Annotated in this window: 23 protein-coding genes and 3 pseudogenes; 14 read left to right on the forward strand and 12 right to left on the reverse strand. The window is 69.6% G+C overall.

What is annotated here, in order from left to right:
* Window positions 1–26 precede the first annotated feature (26 nt).
* Window positions 27–299 (forward strand): hypothetical protein, encoded by a 273-nt coding sequence (locus tag GWI24_RS00390; protein ID WP_210943859.1) that lies wholly within the window; start codon window positions 27–29, stop codon window positions 297–299.
* Here the strand turns inward: GWI24_RS00390 and GWI24_RS00395 are convergent.
* Window positions 298–432, reverse strand: a pseudogene (locus GWI24_RS00395) (LysR family transcriptional regulator); the annotation flags it as partial. The gene GWI24_RS00390 and the pseudogene GWI24_RS00395 overlap by 2 nt on opposite strands.
* 166 nt (window positions 433–598) lie before the next feature.
* On the opposite strand from GWI24_RS00395, the gene GWI24_RS44680 reads away from it, so the two are divergent.
* Window positions 599–1,000 (forward strand): hypothetical protein, encoded by a 402-nt coding sequence (locus GWI24_RS44680; RefSeq protein ID WP_247615660.1) that lies wholly within the window; start codon window positions 599–601, stop codon window positions 998–1,000.
* A 671-nt stretch (window positions 1,001–1,671) separates the two neighbouring features.
* Window positions 1,672–2,793, forward strand: coding sequence for an LCP family protein (locus tag GWI24_RS00405; RefSeq protein ID WP_210943755.1), 1,122 nt, complete (start codon window positions 1,672–1,674; stop codon window positions 2,791–2,793).
* A gap of 59 nt (window positions 2,794–2,852) precedes the next feature.
* Here GWI24_RS00405 and GWI24_RS00410 read toward each other — a convergent pair whose 3' ends face one another.
* From GWI24_RS00410 to GWI24_RS00420, 3 genes are all read right to left on the reverse strand, one after another.
* The gene (locus GWI24_RS00410) at window positions 2,853–3,020 is read right to left on the reverse strand and encodes a hypothetical protein (protein ID WP_210943757.1); all 168 of its coding nucleotides are present in this window, start codon (window positions 3,018–3,020) and stop codon (window positions 2,853–2,855) included.
* A complete protein-coding gene (locus GWI24_RS00415) occupies window positions 3,001–3,693 on the reverse strand; it encodes a tetratricopeptide repeat protein (RefSeq protein ID WP_210943759.1) in 693 nt (230 codons plus the stop codon). The genes GWI24_RS00410 and GWI24_RS00415 overlap by 20 nt, the downstream gene beginning before the upstream one ends.
* A gap of 183 nt (window positions 3,694–3,876) precedes the next feature.
* Window positions 3,877–5,034, reverse strand: a complete 1,158-nt coding sequence (locus GWI24_RS00420; protein WP_210943761.1) for an alkaline phosphatase PhoX — start codon at window positions 5,032–5,034, stop codon at window positions 3,877–3,879.
* Window positions 5,035–5,358: 324 nt separating this feature from the next.
* Between GWI24_RS00420 and GWI24_RS00425 the strand changes: the two genes are divergently transcribed.
* The gene (locus GWI24_RS00425; protein WP_374103248.1) at window positions 5,359–7,710 is read left to right on the forward strand and encodes a glycoside hydrolase family 95-like protein; all 2,352 of its coding nucleotides are present in this window, start codon (window positions 5,359–5,361) and stop codon (window positions 7,708–7,710) included.
* A 45-nt stretch (window positions 7,711–7,755) separates the two neighbouring features.
* Here the strand turns inward: GWI24_RS00425 and GWI24_RS00430 are convergent, their stop codons facing one another.
* A complete protein-coding gene (locus GWI24_RS00430; RefSeq protein ID WP_210943764.1) occupies window positions 7,756–8,823 on the reverse strand; it encodes a D-2-hydroxyacid dehydrogenase in 1,068 nt (355 codons plus the stop codon).
* On the reverse strand, window positions 8,820–9,458 hold the full coding sequence (locus GWI24_RS00435) for an RraA family protein (protein WP_210943765.1): 639 nt from the start codon (window positions 9,456–9,458) through the stop codon (window positions 8,820–8,822). The genes GWI24_RS00430 and GWI24_RS00435 overlap by 4 nt, the downstream gene beginning before the upstream one ends.
* 536 nt (window positions 9,459–9,994) lie before the next feature.
* Here GWI24_RS00435 and GWI24_RS00440 point away from each other — a divergent pair.
* The 8 genes from GWI24_RS00440 to gdhA all read left to right on the forward strand — a co-directional run bounded on the left by GWI24_RS00440 (window position 9,995) and on the right by gdhA (window position 18,137).
* Window positions 9,995–11,371, forward strand: a complete 1,377-nt coding sequence (locus tag GWI24_RS00440; RefSeq protein ID WP_210943766.1) for an MFS transporter — start codon at window positions 9,995–9,997, stop codon at window positions 11,369–11,371.
* Between the two features lie 52 nt (window positions 11,372–11,423).
* Window positions 11,424–12,239 carry a LamB/YcsF family protein gene (locus GWI24_RS00445; protein ID WP_210943767.1) on the forward strand — a complete coding sequence of 272 codons (816 nt, stop codon included), beginning with the start codon at window positions 11,424–11,426 and terminating at the stop codon, window positions 12,237–12,239.
* Between the two features lie 18 nt (window positions 12,240–12,257).
* On the forward strand, window positions 12,258–12,995 hold the full coding sequence (locus tag GWI24_RS00450; protein ID WP_210943768.1) for an allophanate hydrolase subunit 1: 738 nt from the start codon (window positions 12,258–12,260) through the stop codon (window positions 12,993–12,995).
* Window positions 12,992–13,996: a biotin-dependent carboxyltransferase family protein gene (locus GWI24_RS00455; protein ID WP_210943770.1), complete on the forward strand. Its 1,005-nt coding sequence runs from the start codon at window positions 12,992–12,994 to the stop codon at window positions 13,994–13,996. Before GWI24_RS00450 ends, GWI24_RS00455 begins: the two co-directional genes overlap by 4 nt.
* A 53-nt stretch (window positions 13,997–14,049) precedes the next feature.
* Entirely contained in the window at window positions 14,050–14,847 is a 798-nt protein-coding gene (locus GWI24_RS00460) for an SDR family oxidoreductase (RefSeq protein ID WP_210943772.1), read from the forward strand.
* 24 nt (window positions 14,848–14,871) lie between these two features.
* Complete coding sequence (locus tag GWI24_RS00465) at window positions 14,872–16,041, forward strand: pyridoxal phosphate-dependent aminotransferase (protein ID WP_210943773.1); 1,170 nt, start codon at window positions 14,872–14,874, stop codon at window positions 16,039–16,041.
* Window positions 16,042–16,073: 32 nt separating this feature from the next.
* Window positions 16,074–16,703: a TetR/AcrR family transcriptional regulator gene (locus GWI24_RS00470; protein ID WP_210943775.1), complete on the forward strand. Its 630-nt coding sequence runs from the start codon at window positions 16,074–16,076 to the stop codon at window positions 16,701–16,703.
* Between the two features lie 87 nt (window positions 16,704–16,790).
* On the forward strand, window positions 16,791–18,137 hold the full coding sequence (gene gdhA / locus GWI24_RS00475; RefSeq protein ID WP_210943777.1) for an NADP-specific glutamate dehydrogenase: 1,347 nt from the start codon (window positions 16,791–16,793) through the stop codon (window positions 18,135–18,137).
* A gap of 85 nt (window positions 18,138–18,222) precedes the next feature.
* Here the strand turns inward: gdhA and GWI24_RS00480 are convergent, their stop codons facing one another.
* The 6 genes and pseudogenes from GWI24_RS00480 to GWI24_RS44695 all read right to left on the reverse strand — a co-directional run bounded on the left by GWI24_RS00480 (window position 18,223) and on the right by GWI24_RS44695 (window position 21,830).
* Complete coding sequence (locus tag GWI24_RS00480; protein ID WP_210943779.1) at window positions 18,223–19,485, reverse strand: PQQ-binding-like beta-propeller repeat protein; 1,263 nt, start codon at window positions 19,483–19,485, stop codon at window positions 18,223–18,225.
* 136 nt (window positions 19,486–19,621) lie between these two features.
* Window positions 19,622–20,063: pseudogene (locus tag GWI24_RS44685) on the reverse strand (hypothetical protein); the annotation flags it as partial.
* A pseudogene (locus GWI24_RS00490) lies at window positions 20,054–20,827 on the reverse strand (acyl-CoA dehydrogenase family protein); the annotation flags it as partial. The pseudogenes GWI24_RS00490 and GWI24_RS44685, both read right to left, overlap by 10 nt.
* Window positions 20,820–21,098 (reverse strand): acyl carrier protein, encoded by a 279-nt coding sequence (locus GWI24_RS00495; protein ID WP_210943783.1) that lies wholly within the window; start codon window positions 21,096–21,098, stop codon window positions 20,820–20,822. The pseudogene GWI24_RS00490 and the gene GWI24_RS00495, both read right to left, overlap by 8 nt.
* On the reverse strand, window positions 21,095–21,469 hold the full coding sequence (locus GWI24_RS44690) for a 3-hydroxyacyl-CoA dehydrogenase family protein (RefSeq protein WP_308343259.1): 375 nt from the start codon (window positions 21,467–21,469) through the stop codon (window positions 21,095–21,097). Before GWI24_RS44690 ends, GWI24_RS00495 begins: the two co-directional genes overlap by 4 nt.
* A gap of 16 nt (window positions 21,470–21,485) precedes the next feature.
* Window positions 21,486–21,830, reverse strand: a complete 345-nt coding sequence (locus tag GWI24_RS44695) for a 3-hydroxyacyl-CoA dehydrogenase NAD-binding domain-containing protein (protein ID WP_308343261.1) — start codon at window positions 21,828–21,830, stop codon at window positions 21,486–21,488.
* A 188-nt stretch (window positions 21,831–22,018) separates the two neighbouring features.
* Between GWI24_RS44695 and GWI24_RS00505 the strand changes: the two genes are divergently transcribed.
* Complete coding sequence (locus GWI24_RS00505) at window positions 22,019–22,660, forward strand: hypothetical protein (RefSeq protein WP_210943784.1); 642 nt, start codon at window positions 22,019–22,021, stop codon at window positions 22,658–22,660.
* A gap of 106 nt (window positions 22,661–22,766) precedes the next feature.
* Window positions 22,767–23,633, forward strand: a complete 867-nt coding sequence (locus GWI24_RS00510) for a helix-turn-helix transcriptional regulator (protein ID WP_210943786.1) — start codon at window positions 22,767–22,769, stop codon at window positions 23,631–23,633.
* The last annotated feature ends 31 nt before the right edge of the window (window positions 23,634–23,664 follow it).

Raw genomic sequence — 23,664 nt, forward strand, 5'->3', positions numbered from 1 at the left:
GCCAGCGCGATGTGAAACGGCCCGCCATGGTGTCCGGCGCCCTTGTCCGGGCCGCCGCCATGGCGGGCCCGCATATGTCCCGTGCGGTGAACGTGCCCTGGCATCCGGCTCGTCCACCACTCGACTCGCCGGTGGTGCCCGCGGCCGGTGCGGAGGGGACACCGGGCGGCCGTTGCCCCGGATACGCCCTGCCGCACGCACCGGGCGCCGCCCGCCAACGGGCCGACTTCCTGGACGAGTTGACCACAGCCGGAACGGTGGCCTCGGGCCACACCGACCGGGCCGACTTCGCGGGGTGACCCCGAGGTCGCGCTCCAGCAGCCGGAACTGCTGGTTCAGCGGCGACTGGGCGATGTGCAGCCGCTCGGCCGCCCGCCCGAAGTGCAGTTCCTCGGCGACGGCGACGAATCCGGAAAGGTGACGTAGCTCCACGCACCCGACCATGCCATCCACACCGCTCCAAGAGAACTGATGCCGCATCAAATTACTGCGCTGCCCGAGGCCGGTTATCGGCGGAATTCATAACACCCAGGGAACGCCGGTGTGAAACGAGTGTGAAGAAGGTTTCGGTTGGGCTGGCCCGGCAAGGGGGAGCCCCATGAGTTACCCCCATGACCGCATAGCGGATAACAGTCAGTACAACAGCGATGGAAATCGCCCATACCCCGCCAACCCTGCCGGCTATCCCGCCGCCAATCAGCGTCGGGCGGGCAATCGAGGGGGTCTGGGTGCAGACAGGACAGCCCTGGTCATTCACACCCTCGCAGACATTGCCGCGGGTTTTCTGGCGTTGTGGATCCTGCTGTACATGCTCGACGCGAATCAGGCGAATGTCTTCGTCGACTTCGTGCACGGCGTAGCGGACTGGCTCGCCGGCTGGTCACAGGACATCTTCACGATGGACACGGAATCCGTGCGAGTCTTCTTCAACTACGCACTGCCCGCGGTGATTTACCTGGCGATCGGGCACGGCGCCGCGGCCTGGGTGCGACGGCTCTGACTCCGCACGCTCGGCGGCCGGTATCCCTCCTCGTGCCGAGGGGTACCGGCCGCCGCCGTGTTCGGGTGGACGGACGCTCCGGACCATGTGGTGACCAGCGGCGATGCCTCGCGCGGACGATGTTGGCACCTGGGGCCGGCAGGGCGGCTCGAGGGGGGCGCGGGCGGATATCGGGTACCCGCCCGCGCCACGCGCCCTGCTGTCCCTGAACCGGGGGGGACCGGAGATCGACCAGGGAGGGCGCGTGCCGATGACCAATCGGCAGTATCTACAGCGCCGTACCGTAAACGCGTGTTACTCCTGGGCCATTTTCGCCCTGCGTACCCTGCCCGATCCTGGCCGAGTAACAAGATCCGCGTCCTGGACGCTGTAGGTAGTGGCGCCCCCATCACCGCCGTGGAGTGGTGTGTGGGGCCATGCTCCAGCCGTACGCGGTAAATCCCAGAAGGTCGGCACACGAGAGCCGGAGGCCCACCGAGAGCACATATAGAGAATGTCCGAAATGCAGGGTGGTCGCAGAGCCTTCGCATGCGCAGTCACGGCGGATGGGAAATATTGGCTGTGCCTTTTCCCTGCCCGCCTTGGAGTTGTATATCAAATTGGAAACACTCCGAGGTGCATCCCCTCCTCCATTTGCATTTCAGCTGGGCGAGGAATGCACACTGTCGGGCATGCACCCAAGGACAGACAGCAGAAACCCCGACTTCGCGCACCCCGCTGGATGGGGAAACACCGCGCGGGGCGCCGACGGCACGCACCCACCGGATGACTTCCCGTACGAGGAGCACCCTGGTGGGCACCGCGGCAGGCCGCACCGCCGCCGTGGCAGGACGGTCATACGTGTCCTGGTCGCCTTGGTCCTCGTTCTGCTGGTCGTCTCGGTGGCAACGTACTTCTGGGCCGACTCCGAGCTGCGCAAGGAAGTCGACCTCAGCAAGGTGGTCGACCGCCCCGGGACGGGGGAGGGCACCAACTATCTGATGGTGGGGTCCGACAGCCGCGAGGGCATGTCGGACCAGCAGAAGAAGGACCTGCACACGGGCTCCGCCGACGGCAAGCGCACGGACTCGATGATGATCCTGCACGACGGCGCGTCCGGCCCGACACTCATATCGCTGCCGCGCGACTCGAACGTGACCATCCCGAAGTTCCGCGGCTCGGAGTCCGGCGACATCAAGGGCCCGCTGGGCGACAACAAGCTGAACGCCGCGTACTCCATCGACGGCCCGCAGCTGCTGGTCCGCACCGTCGAGTACAACACCGGTCTGCACATCGACCACTACGCGGAGGTTGGCTTCTCCGGCTTCGCCAACATCGTGGACTCCATCGGCGGCGTCGACATGACCCTCGACAAGGGCTTCAAGGACAAGTGGTCCGGCGCCGACTTCGACGCGGGCGAGCAGACGCTGAACGGCCAGCAGGCACTCGCGTTCGTCCGCACCCGGCACGCGTTCGCCACCAGCGACCTGGAACGCACCAAGAACCAGCAGAAGTTCCTCTCCGCGCTGGCCGGCCAGACCGCGACGCCCGGCACGCTCCTGAACCCCTTCAAGCTCTACCCCACCATGGGAGCCGGACTCGGCACCCTCATCGTCGACAAGGACATGAACCCCTACTACCTGGCCAAGATGTTCTTCGCCATGCAGGACGTCACCGGCAGCGACGGCAAGTCGCTGAACATGCCCATCTCCGGCAGCGTCGGCGGCAACCTCCAGTGGGACAAGGCCAAGGTCAAACAGCTGGTGCAAGAGCTCAAGAACGACGAGCCGGTCACCGTGACCGACGCCCGGTGACCCCCGCCGAGCGGCGGCCGGCCTGCCGCTCGGCATCACCGGCCGGCCGGCGGACGAGATCAATACCGGCGCCGTGCTGGTGTCCGGGCTTCTCCCCGCCACAGGGCCAGCTTGTGCCGGGTCCACCGGGTGCCACGGTGGTCCTCGCCGAGCACGCGCACCGTGTCGGCCAGCAGGTGCTCGTACGCTTCCGTGGCCCCGGCCACATCACCGGCCTCCGCCCGCATGTCGGCCAGAGTGAGCCGGGTGACCAGCGCGACGTCGTGGTCGGTGCCCCACGCCCGCACCCGCTCCGTCAGCACATGCTCGTACGCCTTCCACGGCACCGACGTCGTCCCCTGAATTCCACCGCACCGTGGCCAGGTTCCGGAGGGCGGCGGTGCCGTGGGGCTCCTTGCGCAGCGCGTCCTCCCGGACCGGCCCCTCCACCTCGATCATCCTCGGCAGCGGCGGCGGCACCCAGCGCTTCTTCCGCCGCCAATGGGCCAGGTTGCGCCGGATCCACGGGATCCGGGGGTGGTCCTCGCCGAGTACCCGCACCGCGTCGGCCAGCAGGCGCTCGTACGCTTCCGCTGCTCCGGCCACATCACCGGCCTCCGCCCGCACACCGGCGAGGCTGAGCCGGGTGTCCAGGACGAGGGGATGGCCCGCGCCCCACGCCCGTGCCCGTACCGCGACGAGCCGCTCGTACGGTTCCACGGCGTCGGCCGCATTCCAGCTCCGTCGCCGCCACAGGGCCAGATACCGGAGGTCGCGGGTGTCGTCGTCCCGATCCTCCTCACGCAGCAGCCAGTCCCGGCCCGTACTCACCTGGTCCGGGTGCTGTTTCAGTCTCCTGCCGATGTCGCGGCTGTCGGCGATGACGCCCAGTCCTATCGCGATCCACCTCGTCCAGTTCATGTCCACGCCTCGCGATCTCGCCTCGGGCTCGACCCGGCTGACCGGCCGCTCCTTGGCATTGTGCGGTGGAGGGGCGCGGTCGTGAAGGCGATGGGGCAGAGGTCGCTCAGTGAGCGGAGTGGCCCGGAGCCGCTGTCGGGCCCTTGACCGGCAGCGGCTCCGGCTCCGGTTCACCGCAGGCCGTCAGCCGCGGAACGGCCCCGTCACCTCATAGGTGATGCCGCCCGACGAGCTGCCGCTGGTGCCGCGCTGGCTGGAGAAGTACAGCCGCTTGCCATCCGGCGAGAACGCCGGGCCGGTGATCTCCGAGCCCGACTGGCCGTCGACGCGCAGGAACGGGGCCACCACATCGTCCGGGGTGATGACGCAGATCTCCATGTTCCCGCCGTCCTCGGCCACGTACAGATCGCCGGAGGACGCCCCGGTCACGTTGTCCACACCGGTCAGCGGGGCCGTGCCGCCGGTCACCAGCGAATCGTCATAGGCCAGTTCTATCGTCCGGGCGGCCGCGTCGTACTGCCACACCCGGTTGTCGCCCTTGGTGGTGAACCAGCAGGTGTCGTTGGCGTAGTAGCACCCTTCGCCGCCGTTGAACCGCTTGGCCCCGGTCACCTGGTTGCGGGTGGCGGTGGCGCCGGTCGGGTCCGGCACGGTCGCCCAGGTGACGGGGCCACTGGTGCCGGAACCGGCGACCATGACCTCCAGCCTGCCGGAGGACAGGTCACCCCACGTCGTCGGCGTGAAACGGTAGAAGCACCCGTCCGTGACGTCCTCGGTCAGGTAGACGGTCCGGCGGACGGGATCGGCCGCCGCCGCCTCGTGCTTGAAGCGGCCCATCGCGTCGCGCCGCACCGCGGCCTTCACGCCCCACGGGTCGGTCTCGTACACATAGCCGCGGTCGACCTCCTCACAGGACAGCCAGGTGTTCCACGGGGTCTTGCCTCCCGCGCAGTTCTGCCGGGTACCTGAGAGGACGCGGTACGCGCCCGTGATTGCCCCGGCAGAGGAGAACGTCACCGCGCTCGCCCCGCCCGACGGGTTGATCTCCGAGTTGGAGACATAGATCCAGCCGCTGCCGTCGGCGTAACAGGCTCCGCCGTCCGGGGCGTCGTGCCAGGTGTACGAGGTGCCGGCGACCGTCTGCCGCGAACGGGCGATCACCCGGCTGGTGAACCCGGCGGGAAGCCGTACGCCGTTGGCGTCCGGCGAACCGAGCGCCCCGTACGGCCCGGCGCCCGGCTGCGCCGGTGCGGCGTACGCGGCGCCGCGCCACAGGGTTCCGCCGAAAGCTGCCGAGGAGCCGCCGATGACGGCGGCACGCAAGAGGGTGCGACGTTTCACTCTGGCTCCAAGGAGTGCCGTGACCGTTCCCCACCGCCGGCCGACGGCGGGGTCCCACGGCCTTGAACCCTAGACAGGTATCACGTAGGCGGAATTGACGGGGCTTGGACACCACATGACGCGGGCGTGGATCCTCGCGCTCGCCGGAGGAGGCTTATACATCGGTTGGCTGGCGTCCTCCATCAGCTCGACGGCCACTGAGCGATCCAACTCACCTGCGGATATGGGCTCTTCTGAATTCCGATACGTCGGAGGTCTTCCCCTGAACCCCATACGGCCTGCACCATGCCGGGTAGTTCACCACCGGATATGGGAGGCACATACGTGACCCCGACGACAGGGAACGGGATCTCTCGAAGAGGAGTGATCGGCTCGGCGGCCGTAGCCGGCTCGGCGGTCGCGCTCGGTGCCGGAGGGCCGCTGACCGGCTCCGGTACCGCCTGGGCCGCGCCCCGGGGGCCCGGCGGGTCGGGAGACTTGGCCGAACGGCTGGCCAGGGCCGCCGCTCCGCTGTGGCGGCGGATGCCCGGCGACTGGAAGGACGGTCCCTTCCTCGGCAACGGTCTGCTCGGGGTGAACGTCTACCGGGGCGCCACGGCCAACTCCGTGAAGGTGATGGTCAGCCACAATCAGGTACAGGACCAGCGACCCCAGTGGGCCGCCACGTACGGCTACTCACGGCTGCCCATAGGGCATTTCGACCTCACGCTGGCGGGCGAGGTGACCGATGTCGACTGGACCCTCGACATCTGGGACGCCGAGCTGAACGGCACCATCACCACCACCCGGGGCAGCGTCCGCTTCTCGATGCTGGTGCACAACGCCCGTACCGCGCTGCTGATCTCCACCCGGCCGAGCGCGGGGGAGGAGAGCGCCGCCTGGTCGTTCACATGGATGTCCGCCATCTCGCCCCGGACGAAGGGCAGGCCCGCCGACTACACCGGCAACCCCGACCCCCGCACCGGCTCCACGGGCGCCACCCACTACGTCGAACAGCCGTTGATCGCCGGTGGCGGGTGGACCACCGCCTGGCGTGAACGCCGGGTCGGTACCGGCAGGCTGCTCGCCGCGCATATCGTCTACCGCTACCCCGACGACCTCTCGAAGACCACCGAACTCGCCGTGGCCGAGGTGGCGCGCACCCTGGCCGAGGACCCGGACGACCTGGTGCGCGAGCACCGCGGCTGGTGGAACCGCTTCTACGAGCGCAGCCTGCTCTCCGTGCCCGACAAGCGGATTCAGGACTTCTACTGGATCCAGCTCTACAAGGCCGCCTGTGCCACCCGCGCCGGAGGACCCTCGATGTCCGAGTGGGGACCCTGGTACCCGGAGACCGGGGGGAGCTGGACCGCGGTCTGGTGGAACCTCAACGTCCAGATCGCCACCTGGCTGATCCAGGGCTCCAACCACCTCGAACTCGACTCCGTCACCTCCACCTTCAAGAGCTTCGAGAAGAACCTGCCGCTGTCCCTCCCGCCCGAGATCCCGAACGAAGAGATCTACGCCCTGTCCCACCCCTCCGACTGGACGCTGCGCCCCGGCGCCCACACCGTCGGCGTCCCGGGCACCTCCACCAAGACCGACAACAACGGCAACCTCTCCTGGGCCATGCACAACGTCTGGCTCAGCTACCGGCACACCATGGACACGCGCATCGTGCGCGACGTCCTCTACCCGATCCTCGTCAAAGCGGTGAACTACTACGACCACTTCCTCCACGAGGGCGGCGACGGCAAGCTGCATCTGCCACTCGCCCGGTCCCCGGAGTACGCGGACGCGGTGGACTGCACCTACGACCTCTCCCTGCTCCGCTGGGGCTGTGCCACGCTCCTCGACTGTCTGCGCATCCTCCGCACCGACAACCCGCGCGCCGGGCGCTGGCGGGAGATCCTGCGCCGTCTGGTCGACTATCCGCGCGGCGCGGACGGCGTCCTGATCGGCGCCGGCACACCCCTCGCCGACTCCCACCGCCACTTCTCCCACATGCTGTGGCTGTACCCGCTGCACGAGCTCACCTGGGACCGGCCGGCCGACCGGGACATCATGCGGACCACGTTCGACCACTGGACCGAGGACCGCAGCCTCTGGGCGGGATACAGCTACGCGGCGGCCTCCTCGATGGCGTCGCGGATGGGGCGGCCCGAGGACGCCCTCGACTTCCTCACCACCTTCACCGGGAACCTCTTCGACGAGTCCTACATGGACTGCTACATGACCGCGAACACCATGTACGCGGAGGACACCAACCTGGGCATCGAGAGCCCGCTGACCACGGCCCAGTCGATCCTCGACATGGGCATACAGAGCCATGGCGGCGTCGTCCGGGTCTTCCCCTCCGTCTCACGGCGCTGGCCCGACGTCTCGTTCCAGGCACTGCGCGCCCAGGGCGCGTTCCTCGTCGACGCGGACCGCTCCGGCGGCAGGACCCGGTGGGTGCGGGTCCACAGCGAGGCGGGTGCGCCACTGGTGCTGCAGCACGGCATCGCCGGCGCCATCGACGTACGGGACGAGCACGGCCGCGGGCTGCGGTACCGGGAGACGGGCCCCGGCCGTATCGAGATCCCGCTCGGCCGGGACGAGACGGCCGTCGTCGCTCCGCGCGGCACCCACCCGGATCTACGCCCGCGCGACGTACCGGCCGTCGGCGACGCGAAGCCGTGGGGGCTGCCGGACTGAGCCGGGGCTCCGGGGAGAGGCCATATGCGCGGGTGGTCTCCCTGGTCAGTAGAACTCGACGGTGTTGACACGGTTGATCAGCTCGTGTCCGTCGAGGAGCCGGGTGGCGTTGGCGGCGAAGAGTTCGGCGATGAGGCGGTCCTCCGCCGCGTCGAGCGCGGCGGTGTGCGGGCTCACCAGAACCCGCTCGTGGTCCCACAGCGGGCTGTCGACCGGCAGAGGCTCCGTCTCGAACACGTCCAGCGCGGCGAAGCCGACCCGGCCCGAGTCGAGCGCGCGGGCCAGGGCGGCCTCGTCGACGACGCTGCCGCGGCCGACGTTGACGAGGGAGGCCCCGGGGCGTAGGGCGTCGAAGAACCGCTCGCCGAGGAGGTGCTCGGTCGCCTCGGTGCCGGGGAGCGTGTTCACGACGGCGTCCACGGTCGGTGCCACCTCGGTGATGCGGTCGGGGTGGATCACGGTGGAGACACCGGGGACGGTGGCGCCTGACCGGCTCGTGCCGATGACCGACGCACCCAGCGCCTGGAGTGCCCCGGCGACGGCCCGGCCGATCCCGCCGAGGCCGAGGACGAGAACGGTCTGGCGGCTGACCTGTCCCATCGTCCAGCGGCCGCTCCACTCCCGGTCACGTTGCCGGCGGCTGAGGCGGGGCAGGTCCTTGGCCCCCGCGAGCACGCCGAAGACGGCGAACTCCGCGAGCGGGCGTCCGTGGACCCCGGCCGAGGTGGTGAAGAGGACACGGTCGAGTTCGTCGGGACGCAGCCCGGCGGCCTTGACCTGGCTGCCCCCGCCCGCCGCCATGGTGTGTACCCAGCGCAGGCGCGGATTGGCCCGGACGGCTCGCGCCAGGGCGGCCGGGTCCACGTCGGGGACGCCGTACAGGGCGTCGGCGGAGTCGATGGCCTCCTCGTAGGCGCGCTGCCGCGCGGGGCCGCGCTTCCAGGCCGGGTCTCCCGCGAAGTCGGCGGGCCAGCGCATCGGGGGCAGCAGATCATGGTCGACGACGAGGTCGATCCGCGGCTCCAGCTCCCTGACGCGGGCGCGGTTCTCCGCTGACAGCGGGGCGGCGACCGCGACACGGAGACGGCCTCCCGCCTGGTTCCGGCCGGTCATCGGACGCCCGCGTTCCGCAGTGCCTCGACCTCGGCGTCCAGGGCGGCCTCGCGGGCGACGATCTCCTGCACCGACGTCAGCGCTTCATGGGCCCGGTGGGGCGGGATGACGATGACGCCGTCGCCGTCGGCCGCGACGATGTCCCCGGGATTCACCACGACGCCGCCGATGGCGACCGGTTCGCCGATGGCGCCGGGCCCGTTCTTGAACGGGCCGGCGGGGGTGAGCCCCCGGGCGAAGACGGGAACACCGAGTTCCTCGATGATCGCGGCGTCGCGGACATAGCCGTCGACGACCGCGCCGACGGCCCCGTACGCGGCGAAGCGCTGGGCGAGGTTGTCCCCGATGACGGCGCGCCCGTCGTGGCCGAAGGCGTTGATGACGAGGATGTCGCCGTGGCGTATGTGCTCGAGTGCCGCGATCACCGCCTTGTTGTCTCCGGCGACCGTCAGGACCGGAAGGGCGGTTCCGACGGCCTTGGCGCCCTGCCAGACGGGTGCGATGCCGCCGTCGACGATGTTCAGCCGGTCGAGCGCATCGCCGAGGTTGGCCACGGAGTGGGCGCGGAACCGGTCCAGCAACTGCCCGTCGACGCGTTCCCATGGGGGTGTCACGCGCACGTTGTCCTCAGTCATCGAGGGCTCCTTCGGATGGTGTCCGGCGCGAGGGATGAAACGCGCCGGCGGCGGTGTCGTGCGGCATAGAAACTGCGAAAGTTTTCGCGTTTCGCGGGTGTCAGTCTGCATCGGTCCGCGCCGCAGGACAAGGGCCGGGGTGGCGGAGTGCGCTACCGGAGCCTGCCTCGATCGGCCGGGCAACTCCGACAATCCGGGATGGAAGCGCGACGGAAGCGAAAGGTTAACGTGGGGGCAACGCGGACCCTTGACCGCCCCAAGAATGCGAATCTATTCTCATTCGCGATTCAAGTCGCACCTTGGAACCGTCGCGACGAGCGGTCCGGCACGGACCACCGCGAGCCCTGGACGGACGGGTTCCTGAACATACAGAAGCCACCCAACTCTCCCGAGACGCCGTCACCGCCTTCCCCGCCGGACCACAGCGCAGGGGTGCGCCCCGGCATCACCGCGGCTGCCGGCGGCTACCAGGCCCAGCTCACGATCCTTCTTCAGGACACCCTTCCCGGAGTCCGCGACACCGAAAGTGAACGCGTATGACAGCGTCAGACCGGCTTGACACCACATCAGCCCGCCCGGAGGCGGTGCCGGGCCAGTTCGATACAGCAGCCGCCGATGTCGTCTCCGCCGATGACAAGGTGGTCCGCAGGGCCACCCTCGCCGGCGCGATCGGGTCCTTCGTCGAGTGGTACGACTACGGCATCTACGGCCTGCTCGTCACCTATCTCGCGATCGACATCATGGGGGAGGCCGAGGCCGGCGGCCTCCTCCTCACCAATGTCGGCTTCCTGATCAGCTTTGCCGCCCGCCCCTTCGGCAGCGTCATCTGCGGATACCTCGGTGACAGGATCGGCCGGAAGTCCCTCCTGGCCACCCTGCTGGTCCTGATCAGTACGGCGACCGCGGCGATCGGGCTGATCCCCTCCCACTCGGTCATCGGTGTCGCGGCGCCCGTCCTCCTGGTCCTGCTGCGGGTGCTCCAGGGCTTCTCGGCGGGCGGCGAGGTGGCCGGCGCGATGTCCTTCGTCGGCGAGTACGCCCCCGACTCGCGCCGCAACTACATGATGAGCTTCATCGCCGTGGGCTCGTTCATCGCCCTGATGTTCGGCAGTGCCTTCTCCGCCATCCTCATCACTGCGCTCGGCGACGACTCGATGACCTCATGGGGCTGGCGCCTGCCGTTCCTTCTGGCCGTCCCCCTCGGGTACATCGGCTTCTACATCCGCCGCCGGCTGGAGGAGACCCCTCATTTCGAGGCGCTGCGCGAACAGCGGACGGTCGCGCGCAACCCGCTGCGGGAAGCCTTGAGTTCACCGCGCCACCTGAAGGCGATCGGGCTGACCATCTTCCTCCCCGCGCTCAACGGCCCCGGCTACTACCTGCTCTTCGTCTACATGCCGACGTACCTGAAGACCTCGCTCGGCGAGCACGACTTCTCCATGCTGCGAGCTCTCACGGTCACGGCGTTCAGCCTGATCGCCATCGCCATATGCATCCCGCTCATGGCCCGCCTGTCGGACCGGATCGGCCGCAAACCCGTCCTCGCCGGCTCGGCCGTGGCCATGGCCGCCGTCTCGTACCCGATGTTCCGGCTTCTCACCACGGGCGAGTTCGGGCTCGCCTGTATCGGCACCATCGTGCTGGCGATCGCCTTCTCCGGGCACGCCGCCGTCGTCCACACCGCGCTTGCCGAGATGTTCCCGACCAGCGTGCGCTACTCCGCCTACAGCATCGGGTTCAGCATCTCGACCATCATCTTCGGCGGCAGCGCCCCCCTGGTGATGACCGAGCTGATCGAATCGACCGGCTCCAACATGATCCCCGCCTACGCCTCCATCCTCACCGCTCTGATCACCTTGGCCACTGTCGCCTTCGTACGCGAGACCAAAGGCCGGCCCCTCGCCGGCCACTGAGCCACCTGGCGGCATCCCACTCGGCGCCCGCCCCTACCTCAGGAGACACCTCATGGGAAGCAATTCCGTAGCCGTCGTCGCCGACCTCGGCGAGAGCTTCGGCAACTACACGATCGGCGACGACGCCGCCCTGCTCGGTCTCGTCACCTCCTCGAACATCGCGTGCGGCTTCCACGCCGGTGACCCGCGCATCATGGACCGCACCGTCGCCGACTGTGTCGAGCGGGGCATCGAACTCGGCGCCCACCCCGGCTACCCGGACCTCGTCGGCTTCGGCCGCCGGCTCATCGAGGCCACCGAGGCGGAGATCCGCACGGACGTCCTCTACCAGCTCGGCGCGCTCGACGCGTTCGCCCGGGTGCACGGCGGCACCATCAGCCATGTGGCCCCGCACGGCCGTATGGGCTCCATCGCCCAGACCGACGCCAAGCACGCGCGGGCCATCACCGACGCGATCGCCGCGTACAACACCGACTACATCGTCATCTGCCAGCGCGGGCTGCTCGCCGAGGAGTCCCGCAAGCGCGGCCTCGAGGTCGGCTACGTCTTCCTGGCCGACCGCGGTTACGGCGACGACGGCATGCCGGTGTCCCGCGCGCACGAGGGCGGTCTGATCCACGACCCGGAACTGATCGGCCGGCGCTCCGCCCAGGTCGTCCAGGAGGGCACCGTCCGCTCGGTCAACGGCAAGGTGGTCCCCCTCGGCCACGACGCGGACGTCCTGCTCCTGCACGGTGACCACCCGGCCGTGCTGGAGAACGGCACCGCTGTGCGGGCAGCACTCGACGCCGCCGGCGTACGGGTCACCGGACTGCGGGACGTCCTGGCGGAGAAGGCACAGAAGACGGAGGCCGCGCTCGCCGGCTGACGTCGAGCGCACCAGGCGATGACCACAGCACAGTACGGCGCCATCACCGTCGAACCCTTCGGGGACTCGGCGGTGATGGTGACCATCCCCCACGCCGACCAGGCGATCCGCAGAGCCGGGATTGTCGCTTTCCGAGACCGGTTCCTGGCGCACCGCCCGCACGGTGTGCTCGACGTCGTCTCCGGTCTCGAATCCCTGCTCATCGAGTTCGATCCGCTGCGGACCGCGCTCCAGCACGTGGAGTACGCGGCTCGTCTGGTGGCGCGGTGGGCGCCATCCCCGTCGGGCCCCACGGACGGCGGGCGAGCCGTACGGACCTTCGCGATCCCCGTCGTCTTCGGCCACGACAGCGGTCCCGACCTGGCCTCCGTCGCCGAAGAACTGGGACTCGGGCCTACTGAGGTCGTCGAGGCGATCGCGGAGTCCACCTTCACCGTCGCCCTCCTCGGCGCGGCGATGGCCCCGATGATGGACGGTCTGAAGGTACCCGGGCCGGTGCGCCGCCGTGCCGAGCCCCGGACGGATGTCGCCCCCGGAGCCGTCATGATCGCCGGTACCAACGCGATCATCCAGCCGTTCCCGGGGCCGACCGGCTGGCGGGTCGTCGGCCGCACTCCGCACACCATCGTCGACATCTCCCGCCCTGACCCCGCCGCGTTCGGGACGGGCGACATCGTGCGCTTCGTGCCCGTCACACGGGATGAGGCCGAGGCACTGAACGCCGGTTTCCCGCTGCCGACGGGGGAGGGCGCATGAAGACCGTGGCACTCGAGATCACCGGCACCGGCTGGGTCACGACGTTCCAGGACCTCGGCCGACACGACACCGAACGCCGCGGGGTGCCCACCGGTGGCGCCGCCGACCAGCACTCGGCAACCGTCGCGAACCTCCTGGTGGGCAACGCCCGGGGCGCGACCCTGATCGAGAATCTCGGAGGCGAGCTGGCGCTCGTGCCCGACGAGGACGTCCTGGTGGCCGTGACCGGTGCTCCCGCCCGGGTCACCGTCGCGGGCGGGCCGGTCGAGGGCTGGTCGCCGCTGGTCGTTCCTGCCGGGCACGAGATACGGGTCCGCGGTGATATGAACAGGGGAGCCCGCGTCTATCTGGCCGTGAACGGCAGAATGGCCGCGCGGACGCTGCTGGGCAGCGCGGCCCCGGACGCCCGGATGGGATTCGGGCAGAACCTCGCCCCGGGCTCGCGCGTACTGCTGGAAACGGGGTTCGGCGGATTCGGCCGCAGTCTGTTCGAGCCGCCGTTGTTCCGGCTCCCTGTCCCCGTGCCCCGCTTCGAGGACGGCCCCTGGGTCATCGACGTCGTCGCCAGTCACGGCATCCACGCGATCCCTGGCATCCGCGAGGTGGTCGAGGAGTCGGCCTACGTCGTCACCCCTCGCTCCAACCACGTCGGACTCCGTCTCGACGGCCCCGTACTGCATCCGGACAGCGACACCGAGATCGTCTCGCACGGGGTGCCCATCGGGGCGTTGCAGATCCCGCACGCGGATGAACTGATCGTGCTCGGCCGCTACCGGAGCCTGACAGCGGGCTATCCGATCGTCGGCGTTGCCGCACGCGCCTCCTTGCCGGTGCTCGGGCAGGCCGGCCCCGGCCGGGAACTGCGGTTCCGCTGGATCGACCGGGAGAGCTCGCTGCGGCGGTCCGCGCGGCGCGCGGCGGAGGTCAGGGCCCTCGGGCATGCCGCCGCCGAGGCGTTCGGCGCCCTCGGTTTCAAGGAACCCTTGTCACACACTAAGTGAGAAGATATTCTCACTTGCAATTGGGATCGCAGATGAGTCATGGAGGAGGAGCGGTGGCACCGTCGGCCGGCAGGATCGCGCTCATCACGGGAGCGGGCAGCGGAATGGGCCTCGAGACCGCCCGGCTGCTCGCCCGCGACGGCGCCACGGCCGTGCTGATCGGCCGCAGACAGCGGGTCCTCGACACCGTCGCGGCCACGATCCGCGCCGAGGGCGGCACCGCCCTTCCCCTCGCGGCGGATGTCACCCGCGCCGAGGACGTCACCCGCGTCGTCGAACAGGTCCATGCCGCGCTCGGCCCGATCGACATCCTCGTGAACAACGCGGGGAGCGCCTCGTCGGTGCTCAACCCGCAGTGGCTCCCGCACGACGAGTGGCGCCAGGTCCTCGAAGTGAACCTCACCGCGGTCTTCCAGCTCACCCAGGCCGTCCTGCCCGACATGCTCGGCCGTGGCACCGGGACGATCGTCACCGTCTCCTCGCTCGCCGCCGTCAACCCCAACCTGCTGGGCGGGGCCGCCTACGGCGCGGCCAAGGCCGGGGCCCGCAACTTCATGACCTTCCTGCACAACACCTTCCGCGACCAGGGGCTGCGAGCGATCACCGTACTGCCTGGGGAAGCGGACACTCCCATCCTCGACAACCGCGCCCGGCCCCCGGAGCCGGAGGAGCGCGCCACCATGGTGCGGCCGGAGGACGTGGCCGAGGCCATCCGCCTCGCCGTCACCCTTCCCCAGCGCGTCGTCCTCCAGGAGATCGTCGTGGCCCCCACCCGGCAGCGCGACACCTCCGACGACCTCGAGATCAGCCGCTGGGCCGGAGCGCCCGCCGACGCCGCACCGCCGGCCTGACCACCCGCCACCAGGAGGAGCGCCATGCCGCCCACCGTCACCACGCAGCCGCCCCGGTTCGCCACCGCCGACGCCGTCGCCCGGATCGCGGCCGCGTCCCGCCGGACGCAGCAGCCGCAGTCCCGGGCCGACCTCGTCTCCCTCGCCATGGGCGAACCCGATTTCGACACGCCCCCCTTGGTGACCGAGGCGGCCCAAGCCTCGCTGCGCGCCGGACGGACCCACTACTCGCCCCTGCTCGGCGAACCCGCCCTGCGCGAAGCGCTGGCCGGGAAGCTCGCCACCACCGCCGGAGCGCCGGTCTCCGCCGCCGACATCCTGATCACCCAGGGCGGGACCGCCGGCCTCGCCGCCTCGATCCTCTCCATCGTCAACCCCGGTGACAAGGTGGTCATCCCCGACCCCACCTACTCCCTCTACGCCGACCTCGTCGCCATGGCCGGGGGTGTCGTCGAACCCGTTCCGCTCGGTCCGGACCTGCACTGGGACCTCGACCGGCTCGCCGCGGCCCTCACGGACGCCAGGCTCTTCGTCTTCTGCAACCCCGTGAACCCGACCGGGATCGTCCACAGCCACGAGGAACTCTCCGCGCTCGCCGACCTGCTCGACGGCACCTCCACGATCGTCATCTCCGACGAGGCCTACTCCGACCTGGATTACACCGGGCGGCCCTTCACCTCCGCCGTCTCCGTCGACGGGCTGCGCGAGCGGACCGTCTACTGCCAGACCTTCTCCAAGAGTTACGCGATGACCGGCTGGCGCGTGGGTTACCTCTGGGGTCCGCCGTCCCTCATCCAGGCGGCCGCGCGCGTCCACAACACCTTCAACGGGTCGGTGAACACCTTTATCCAGGACGCCGCGCTCGTCGCGGTGGAAAGCTGTGCGGATGACGTCGCCCGGATGCGCGCCGCCTACGAGGAACGCGGCGAGATCATGCGCAAGGAACTGGCCTCGATCCCCGGTCTCACCCTCAGCGCGCCCGAGGGGGCCTTCTACCAGTTCCCGCGGTACGACCTCGGCCTGCCCTCCGTCGATGTGGTGGCGGCACTGCGCGCGCACGGTGTCGCCGTCCGGCCCGGAAGCGAGTTCGGGGCCTGGGGCGAGGGGCACCTGCGCCTGTCGTACGCTGCCGGCCCGCGGTCCATCATCGAGGGTGTCCGCAGGCTGGCCCACGGCCTCGCCGCCCTGCGATGAACGCCGTCCCGGACGCGAGGAGGAGTCGTCCCATGCGCAGTGACACCGAGCGCAACCGCAGGCACCTCATCAAGGCGGCGGCACGGCTCTTCGAGAACTCGCCCACCCCGGTCAGCCTCGCGGAGATCGCCAAGCATGCTGAGGTGTCCACCGCGACCGCCTACCGCCACTTCTCCTCCGTGGAGGAGATCCTGCACGCCTTCCGCGCCCAAGTGGGCTCCGAACTGAGGGACTTCAGCGCCGCGCAGACGTCCCGGGGCATGCGCAAGCTCGACGCGGTGTCACGGTACTGGGTATCCCTTGTCCTCGAGCACGGCGGCGCGATGGCGCAGATGCGCTCGCACCGCGGCTACCTCGAGCGACTTCGCGAGGGCACGGGCTACCTCACCCCGCAGGCCGAAGCGCTCACCGAGCCACTGCGGCAGACGGCCGAGGAGCTCGGTCTGGGAGACCTGGGCGACGAAGCCCTCTATCTGTGGAACGCGTTGTTCGATCCACGGGACATCCTCGACCTCATCAAGAGCGGACGAACCGAGGACGAGGCGGCCACCCGCCTCATGGGCGCACTGCGCGGAGCCCTGATCGGGTGGTCAGCGGCCCGGCCCGGCACGCCGGAGGAATCAGGTCTGGTCTCTTCCCCACTGAAGGCCGACACCGGCTGAAGTACGCTGTCGGCGCACTTCAGCGCCTGAAGCACGGCTCGTGTCGGCGCCTGGCCGACACGCATGCGAACGGAGAGAACAGCGCACATGGACGTCAGTGCCTACCTCGAGGCCGTCTACGGCAATCTCCACCGCCGGGATCCCGCGGAAACGGAGTTCCATCAGGCAGCACACGAAGTCCTGCAGGCGATAGGACCTGTGCTCCAGGCCCACCCGGAGTACCTGCACGCCAGGATCGTGGAACGGCTCTGCGAGCCCGAACGACAGCTGATCTTCCGGGTCCCGTGGGTGGACGACCAGGGAACGGTGCAGGTCAACCGCGGCTTTCGGGTGGAGTTCAACAGCGCCCTCGGACCGTACAAGGGCGGGCTGCGGTTCCACCCCAGTGTCAACCTCGGCATCGTCAAGTTCCTGGGTTTCGAGCAGATCTTCAAGAACGCGCTGACCGGCATGGCGATCGGCGGCGGCAAGGGCGGTTCGGACTTCGATCCCAAGGGCCGCTCGGACGGCGAGGTGATGCGCTTCTGTCAGGCGTTCATGACGGAGCTGTACCGGCATCTGGGCGAGCACACGGATGTGCCCGCCGGGGACATCGGAGTCGGCGGCCGTGAGATCGGCTACCTCTTCGGCCAGTACAAGCGGATCACCAACCGCCATGAGTCCGGCGTTCTGACCGGCAAGCCGGTCGGCTGGGGCGGATCGCATGCCCGCACCGAGGCCACCGGCTACGGCGCGGTGTACTTCGCCCAGGAGATGCTCGCCACGCGCGGCCAGGACTTCGACGGACGGCGGGCCGTGGTCTCCGGATCGGGCAACGTGGCCATCTACGCCATCGAGAAGGTTCACGCCCTCGGCGGACGGGTGGTGGCCTGCTCCGACTCCTCCGGCTATCTGGTCGACGAGGACGGCATCGACCTGGAGCTGCTCAAGGAGATCAAGGAGGTGCGCCGTGAGCGGATCTCCGCTTACGCCGAGGTGAAGGCGACCGCCCGGTTCTCCGCCCGGGGGTCGGTGTTCGACGTGCCGTGCGAGGTCGCACTGCCGTGCGCGACCCAGAACGAACTGCACCAGCAGGACGCCACCGCGCTGGCCAAGAACGGTGTGCTGGCCGTGGCCGAGGGCGCGAACATGCCGTGCACGCCCGAGGCGGTCGAGATCTTCCGCGGCGCGCGGATTCTGTTCGGTCCGGGCAAGGCCGCCAACGCGGGCGGGGTGGCGACCTCCGCACTCGAGATGCAGCAGAACGCGTCCCGCGAGAGCTGGAGCTTCGAACGCACCGAGGACCAGCTCGCCACCATCATGCGGCAGGTGCATGCGCAGTGTCGCGCCACCGCGGAGACCTACGGCGGTGACGCCGACGACTACGTGCTCGGCGCCAACACCGCGGGCTTCCTCCGTGTCGCCGAGGCCATGACCGCCCAGGGGGTCGTCTGACTACTGCCGACATGACGAGGCGGGGGCCGCGTGACGTATCGGCCCCCGCCAGTCCATCGGCGCGCCGCGACGCTCCGGGATACCGCTACGAGGTCGACGGTCCGGTCCAGTCGGCGGCCACATGGCCGATGCGCACCCGCTGCGGGTGGTCGCCGACCGACACGGACGCGGTCTTCTCGCCCGTCGCGAAGTCGATCGCGGTGACCCGGTCGGCACCGCTCTCGGAGACGACGCACGAGGTGCCGTCGCCGCTCACCGTCGCCCAGTACGGCTTCGAGGTCGGCACCAGGGGGCCCTCCTGGAGCGATTCCCGGTTGACGACGGTCGCGTAGTCGTCCATCGTCCCGGCCACGCACAGCTTCTTGCCGTCGGGGCTCATCGACAGGCCGTGGTGGCGGGAGTCGTTGACCCAGGTGGTGCGGTCCTCGCTGGTCGCCGGGTTCTTCGGGAGGGTCTTCGCGCGGGTGATCTTGTCCTTGGCCACGTCGTACTCCAGGAACCCGTTGAAGAAGGAGACCTGGAAGTAGAGCTTGGACTCATCGGGGGTGAAGGCGACGGGCCGGACGGCGTCGGACAGGTCCTTGCGGCCGAAGGCGTCGAGCCGTTCGCGCATGTCGATGACCTTGACCTGCCGATATGTGTTCGTGTCGACCACGGTGATATGCCGGTCGCCCTTCGTCCAGTCCATCGACGGATCGTCCAGGTCGGTGTTGACCTCACCGATCGACATGTTCCAGAGATACTTGCCGCCGTCGGTGAAGACGTTCTCATGGGGCTTGTCACCGGCGGAGAACGAACCGAGCTGCTTCCCCGTCTCGATGTCGAGGACATGCACCGTGTTCGACGTCGAAGCCGACACCGCGACGCGTTTGCCGTCGGGGGACACGGCCATGTGGTCCGCGCGGAATCCCGACACGGGGAAGCGCCAGTTGACTTTGCCCGTCGTGACGTCGATCGAGACCACGTCGGCGAAGCTGGGCCGGGAGACGACGATGGCGGAGCCGTCCGGGGTCGAGTACATGTCGTCCACGAACTGGTCGTGGCCTTCTCCCGGCCCCAGCCGGATCCCCAGGAAGAAGGCGAGCTTGATGGGGTTGAGGTAGATCTCGGTGAGCCGCTGGTCCTTGTCCGGTATGACGTTGATCCGGCCGATCCTGGCCAAGTCGCCGGTGGACTTGATGACGTCGGCGGTGCCGTCCCAGTTGTTGCCCACGAACATCACTTCCCGCAGGCCGGCCGCCTTCGGCTGTGCGGAGGCGCTCACCGCCGTGGAACCGGTGACGGCCAGCGCCACGGCGGCGGCGAGGGAGAGAACCATTCGGGTGGAGCCACGGTGCTCGGGAGGCATGGTCACTCCATTGGAGGTGGGGGTCTGTCATCGTCGGGGCGCCACCTACTGGAAAGTAATGAAGGTGGATGCCTCTCACAAGAGCTCTGACGGCAAAAAATGACAGGCTCTCAACTTCATGGGAAAGACCGACCGGCAGTTGCAGGCCGACCGCGCCGTGCGGCCCGAACCGGTCGGTGAGCGTGGTCACCAGTACCTCGTGGTGCGGGTCGGCCAGCAGCGCGCGCAGGGCGGCGATGGAGTAGTGCACACCCGTGGCGTTCATCTGGCTGGTGCGCAGGGTCAGCTCCTCGACCCGGGTGAGCTCCTCCTCGGTGGCGCGCTGAATGCGCATCACCAGGCCGAGGGAGCACAGGAAGTCCTCGCTCGGCCCGGTGAGCTCCTCCTCGGCCGACTTCCGCTGGAATCCGGCTTGGTACATCTGCCGGCGGCGGCCCGCGTCCACGGTCACGGTGGGCGGGCTGAACTCCGGCCGGGCGGCGAGGCCGGACAGCTGCTCCGGGGTGTAAGCGCGGACCTCCGGCAGTGAACTGGACCTCAGCCCGCTCCGCCGGCTAGTCGTCGACGAAGGCGATCGTGACTGCCGGCGGTCGCGGGCGTGGCGGCGGGCGGCGTCGAGACAGGCCCGCAGGATGCCCACGCAGCCCCAGGCGACCGAGATCCGCCCGTACGCCAGCGCCGTCGTCACCAGCAGCATCAGCGGCTGTCCACCGCCGAGTACCGCGTCGGCGGGCAGCCGTACGTCGTCGAGGCGTACATCCGCGTGGCCCGCCGCCCGGCAGCCGGACGGCCGCGGCACCCGGCGTACGGTGACGCCCGGAGCCGAGACGGGGACCACCACGGCCGCCGCACCGGAGCCGTAGCGGCCGACGACGATCACATCGGCGTAGTGGGCGGCGGTGGTCCACACCTTCCGCCCGCGGACAATGACCGCGTCCCCGTCCGGTTCGGTGGTCGTGGTCATCGCCGGCAGATCGCTACCCGCCTCCGCCTCGCTGAACGCGACGGCGGCGAGCCGGCCACCGGCCGGCTTCGGCAGGTACATCGCGTGCTGCCGCGGGCCGCCCAGGCGCTCCATGGCCCACGCGGCCATGCCCTGCGACGTCATCACGCTCCGCAGGGAGCTGCACCGGCTGCCGACATACGCCGTGAACTCGCCGTTCGCCGCGCTGGTCGCGCCGAGTCCGCCGAGGTCCGCCGGCACCCCCGCGCACAGCAGGCCGCGGGCCGCCAGCGTCCGCAGCACCTCATCGGGGATCTCACCGGTCCGATCCCACTCCGCGGCCCGGTCGCCGACGAGGTCGTCGACGAGCTCGCGCGCACCGGCGAGCGGCTCAGGCATCGGCGGGCTGCCCGGCGTCGCGCAACCGCAGCACAAGGGCGGTCATGGCCCGCACGGTGCGGAAGTTGTCCCGCTTGAGGTCGTCCCCCAGGATCTGCACCGAGAACGCCTGCTCCAGGTGGACGACGAGTTCCATCGCGAACATCGACGACACCAGCCCGGAGGCGAACAGGTCCTGGTCGGCGGGGACCTCCGCGTTCACCCGCCCCGAGACGAACCCCGCGATCTCCTGCGCGATCCCCTCAGCGGTGATGGCCTGCTCCGCGCTCATGAAAGCACCCCTTCGTAGTCATAGAAACCGCGCCCCGCCTTGCGGCCCAGATCGCCGCGGCGCACCTTTTCCCGCAGCAGGTCACAGGGGGCGAAGGCGGTATTTCCAGTCCGCTCGGCAAGCAGCCGAAGAGCGTCCGCGAGATTGTCGAGCCCGATCAGATCGGCGGTGCGCAGCGGCCCGGACGGATGGCCGAGGCACCCCTGCATCAGCCGGTCCACGGACTCGACGCTCGCGGTGCCCTCGGCCACGATTCTCGCCGCCTCGTTGATCATGGGGTGCAGCAGCCTGCTGGTGACGAGCCCCGGCGCGTCGTGCACCACGACCGCCTTCTTCCTTAGGCGCCCGAGCAGGGAGAACACCGCGGCCACGGTGTCGTGTTGGTGATCAGCGTGGTCCCGGGGCGACCACGCCGGAGACCTCCGCCAGCATCCGCGCCTTGAGCGAGGAGTCCGCGGTGATCGCCTCGATCACCGCGGTGGCGTCCGTCGCGGCCTCGCCGGACAGCGTCGTCGTCAGCGTTCCGGTCGCCTGGGAGCCCGGGAAAGCGCCCATGAACCGCCCGTGCCGCAGCTGCTGGGCGATTTCCGCCTCAGCGGCGCGCAACACGTCGTCCGAGATGTCGACGAGGATGACGTCCACCCCACGGCCCAGTGCCAGTGCGGTGATGCTGCGCCCCATTACCCCGGCGCCGAAAACGGCGATCGTGTCCGAGCGCGGATTCGCCGTCACTCTGCCTCCGTGATTCGTCCCATTCGGTGTGCCATGACGCTAGTCGGCTGATCGAACACCCCGGAAGGCAACTGGTATCGATCAAGGGCATCGGCGCCAGGGATACCAGACCTGTCGAGCAAACCGCCCAGCATGCGCATACCAGGCCTCTCGGAGGTCACCTGGAAGGCTCCTCTAGGATCTTCGGCATGGCGAAGCGCGCGGTCCATCGGCGGGCCCGGAAGATATTGGGCGAGGAGCCCGTGGCCCTGGTCTGGTGCGAGATCCACAAGCCCATTCCCACGCCGCCCGAAGAGATACACCGCGCCGCGGGCAGGGGACGGCTGAAGCCGGGTCACCACTGGCTGCTGTACGTCGGTGCCGTGGTGTTCTTCTTCGTCGTCGTCCCGGTGATGCTGATCGACAAGCTGGGTACCGGCCGACGTGACCGGCCGAACGCCCGCCCCTCCGGCTCCGGCCGCGGCGGTGCCCGCGATCGCGGACAGGATCCGGCGAACCGCGTCTTCGACGGCGACTGGAACCTGACGGCGGGCCAGTTGCTGCTGCACTGGTACGGGCACTCACCCAACCCCAAACGCCTGGTCATGCTGGCCCGCGATCGCGTCTGTATCGCCACGTCCCCTCGCCGTCGGCTTTCGCCCACCAAGGCCGACGACTTCCGGATAGTCGCGGAGTTCCCCCTCGATCAGGCCCGCGTCGAAGGCGAGGCGGGCCAGCCGCGCGGATTCGCCACTTTCCGGCTCCGCTTTGCCGACAGCTCCTGGCTGGAAGTAGGACGGCTGGGCGAACCCGAGGACGCGGACCACTTCCTTCGCACCATCAACGGCTGATCAACCGTCGTGGCCGGCCCGGGCGGGCGGCCGGTGTCCTCGGGGTATCAGCCGCGAAGTACGGCAGCCGCATCCTTCCGCGGACGCGCTGCTTAAAGTTGACCCCATGGCCAGTCCTGATTCGCCCCTGTCCCGCGACGACCGGCGCACCGAGCTGCGGGAGTTTCTGCGTAGCCGCCGAGCCCGGGTCTCGCCGGCCGATGTCGGCATGCCCGACGGTGGCCGGCGGCGCACGCCGGGTCTGCGGCGCGAGGAGGTCGCGGTGCTGGCAGGCGTCGGAGTGTCCTGGTACACGTGGCTGGAGCAGGGGCGCGACATCAAGGTGTCCGGGCAGGTCCTCGACGCGATCGCCCGGGCGCTGCTGCTGGGCTCCGCCGAGCGTGCCCACCTGTACCGCCTGGCCGGACTCAATCCGCCGCAGGCCCCCTCCGCGCCCTCGGCGGCACCCTCGCCCGAGGTGCGGCGGTTGCTGGACGCCTGGTCACCGCGGCCCGGTTATGTTCGCGACCGCCACTGGAATTTCACCGCCGTCAACGACGCGGCACGCGTGGTGTTCGGCTACCGCGAAAGCGACCACAACTGCCTGGTCTCCTTCTTCACCAACGCCCGCTACCGGGTGCTGCACCGGAACTGGGCCGAGACCGCGACCGATGTGGCCGCTGCCTTCCGGGCCGACGCGGCGCGTTACCCGGACGATCCGGAGTTCGGCCGCATCGCCGCCGATCTGGCCGCGGTCAGCTCCGAGTTCGCCGAGCTGTGGGCGCGCCACGATGTGGCCGAGCACACCAGCGCGGTGAAGGCGGTCGATCACCCCGACGCCGGGACGATGATCTTCGATGCCACTTTGCTGCCGCTGCCCGAGCACCCCGGGCACCATCTGATCCTGCACAACCCACGTCCCGGCACCGACACCCAGCAGCGGCTGGAGACGCTGCTGCGGCAGCACAGCCTGGTGGTGCCACACCCAGGATGAGTGGGCACTGCCCGCGTCGCCGCCGTGCCCG

It is taken from the genome of Streptomyces sp. MK37H (genome assembly GCF_018035285.1).
Taxonomy (GTDB): domain Bacteria; phylum Actinomycetota; class Actinomycetes; order Streptomycetales; family Streptomycetaceae; genus Streptomyces; species Streptomyces endocoffeicus.

What these genes read in the sequence shown, in the direction of transcription:
- GWI24_RS00450 (WP_210943768.1), top strand. Translation starts at nt 12,258, where the DNA reads ATGACCACAGCACAGTACGGCGCCATCACCGTCGAACCCTTCGGGGAC.
- GWI24_RS00430 (WP_210943764.1), bottom strand. Translation starts at nt 8,823, where the DNA reads ATGACCGGCCGGAACCAGGCGGGAGGCCGTCTCCGTGTCGCGGTCGCC.
- GWI24_RS00455 (WP_210943770.1), top strand. Translation starts at nt 12,992, where the DNA reads ATGAAGACCGTGGCACTCGAGATCACCGGCACCGGCTGGGTCACGACG.
- GWI24_RS00510 (WP_210943786.1), top strand. Translation starts at nt 22,767, where the DNA reads ATGGCCAGTCCTGATTCGCCCCTGTCCCGCGACGACCGGCGCACCGAG.
- GWI24_RS00405 (WP_210943755.1), top strand. Translation starts at nt 1,672, where the DNA reads ATGCACCCAAGGACAGACAGCAGAAACCCCGACTTCGCGCACCCCGCT.
- GWI24_RS00470 (WP_210943775.1), top strand. Translation starts at nt 16,074, where the DNA reads ATGCGCAGTGACACCGAGCGCAACCGCAGGCACCTCATCAAGGCGGCG.
- GWI24_RS00435 (WP_210943765.1), bottom strand. Translation starts at nt 9,458, where the DNA reads ATGACTGAGGACAACGTGCGCGTGACACCCCCATGGGAACGCGTCGAC.
- gdhA (WP_210943777.1), top strand. Translation starts at nt 16,791, where the DNA reads ATGGACGTCAGTGCCTACCTCGAGGCCGTCTACGGCAATCTCCACCGC.
- GWI24_RS00410 (WP_210943757.1), bottom strand. Translation starts at nt 3,020, where the DNA reads ATGCGGGCGGAGGCCGGTGATGTGGCCGGGGCCACGGAAGCGTACGAG.
- GWI24_RS00480 (WP_210943779.1), bottom strand. Translation starts at nt 19,485, where the DNA reads ATGCCTCCCGAGCACCGTGGCTCCACCCGAATGGTTCTCTCCCTCGCC.
- GWI24_RS00440 (WP_210943766.1), top strand. Translation starts at nt 9,995, where the DNA reads ATGACAGCGTCAGACCGGCTTGACACCACATCAGCCCGCCCGGAGGCG.
- GWI24_RS00495 (WP_210943783.1), bottom strand. Translation starts at nt 21,098, where the DNA reads ATGAGCGCGGAGCAGGCCATCACCGCTGAGGGGATCGCGCAGGAGATC.
- GWI24_RS00505 (WP_210943784.1), top strand. Translation starts at nt 22,019, where the DNA reads ATGGCGAAGCGCGCGGTCCATCGGCGGGCCCGGAAGATATTGGGCGAG.
- GWI24_RS44680 (WP_247615660.1), top strand. Translation starts at nt 599, where the DNA reads ATGAGTTACCCCCATGACCGCATAGCGGATAACAGTCAGTACAACAGC.
- GWI24_RS00415 (WP_210943759.1), bottom strand. Translation starts at nt 3,693, where the DNA reads ATGAACTGGACGAGGTGGATCGCGATAGGACTGGGCGTCATCGCCGAC.
- GWI24_RS00465 (WP_210943773.1), top strand. Translation starts at nt 14,872, where the DNA reads ATGCCGCCCACCGTCACCACGCAGCCGCCCCGGTTCGCCACCGCCGAC.
- GWI24_RS00390 (WP_210943859.1), top strand. Translation starts at nt 27, where the DNA reads ATGGTGTCCGGCGCCCTTGTCCGGGCCGCCGCCATGGCGGGCCCGCAT.
- GWI24_RS00445 (WP_210943767.1), top strand. Translation starts at nt 11,424, where the DNA reads ATGGGAAGCAATTCCGTAGCCGTCGTCGCCGACCTCGGCGAGAGCTTC.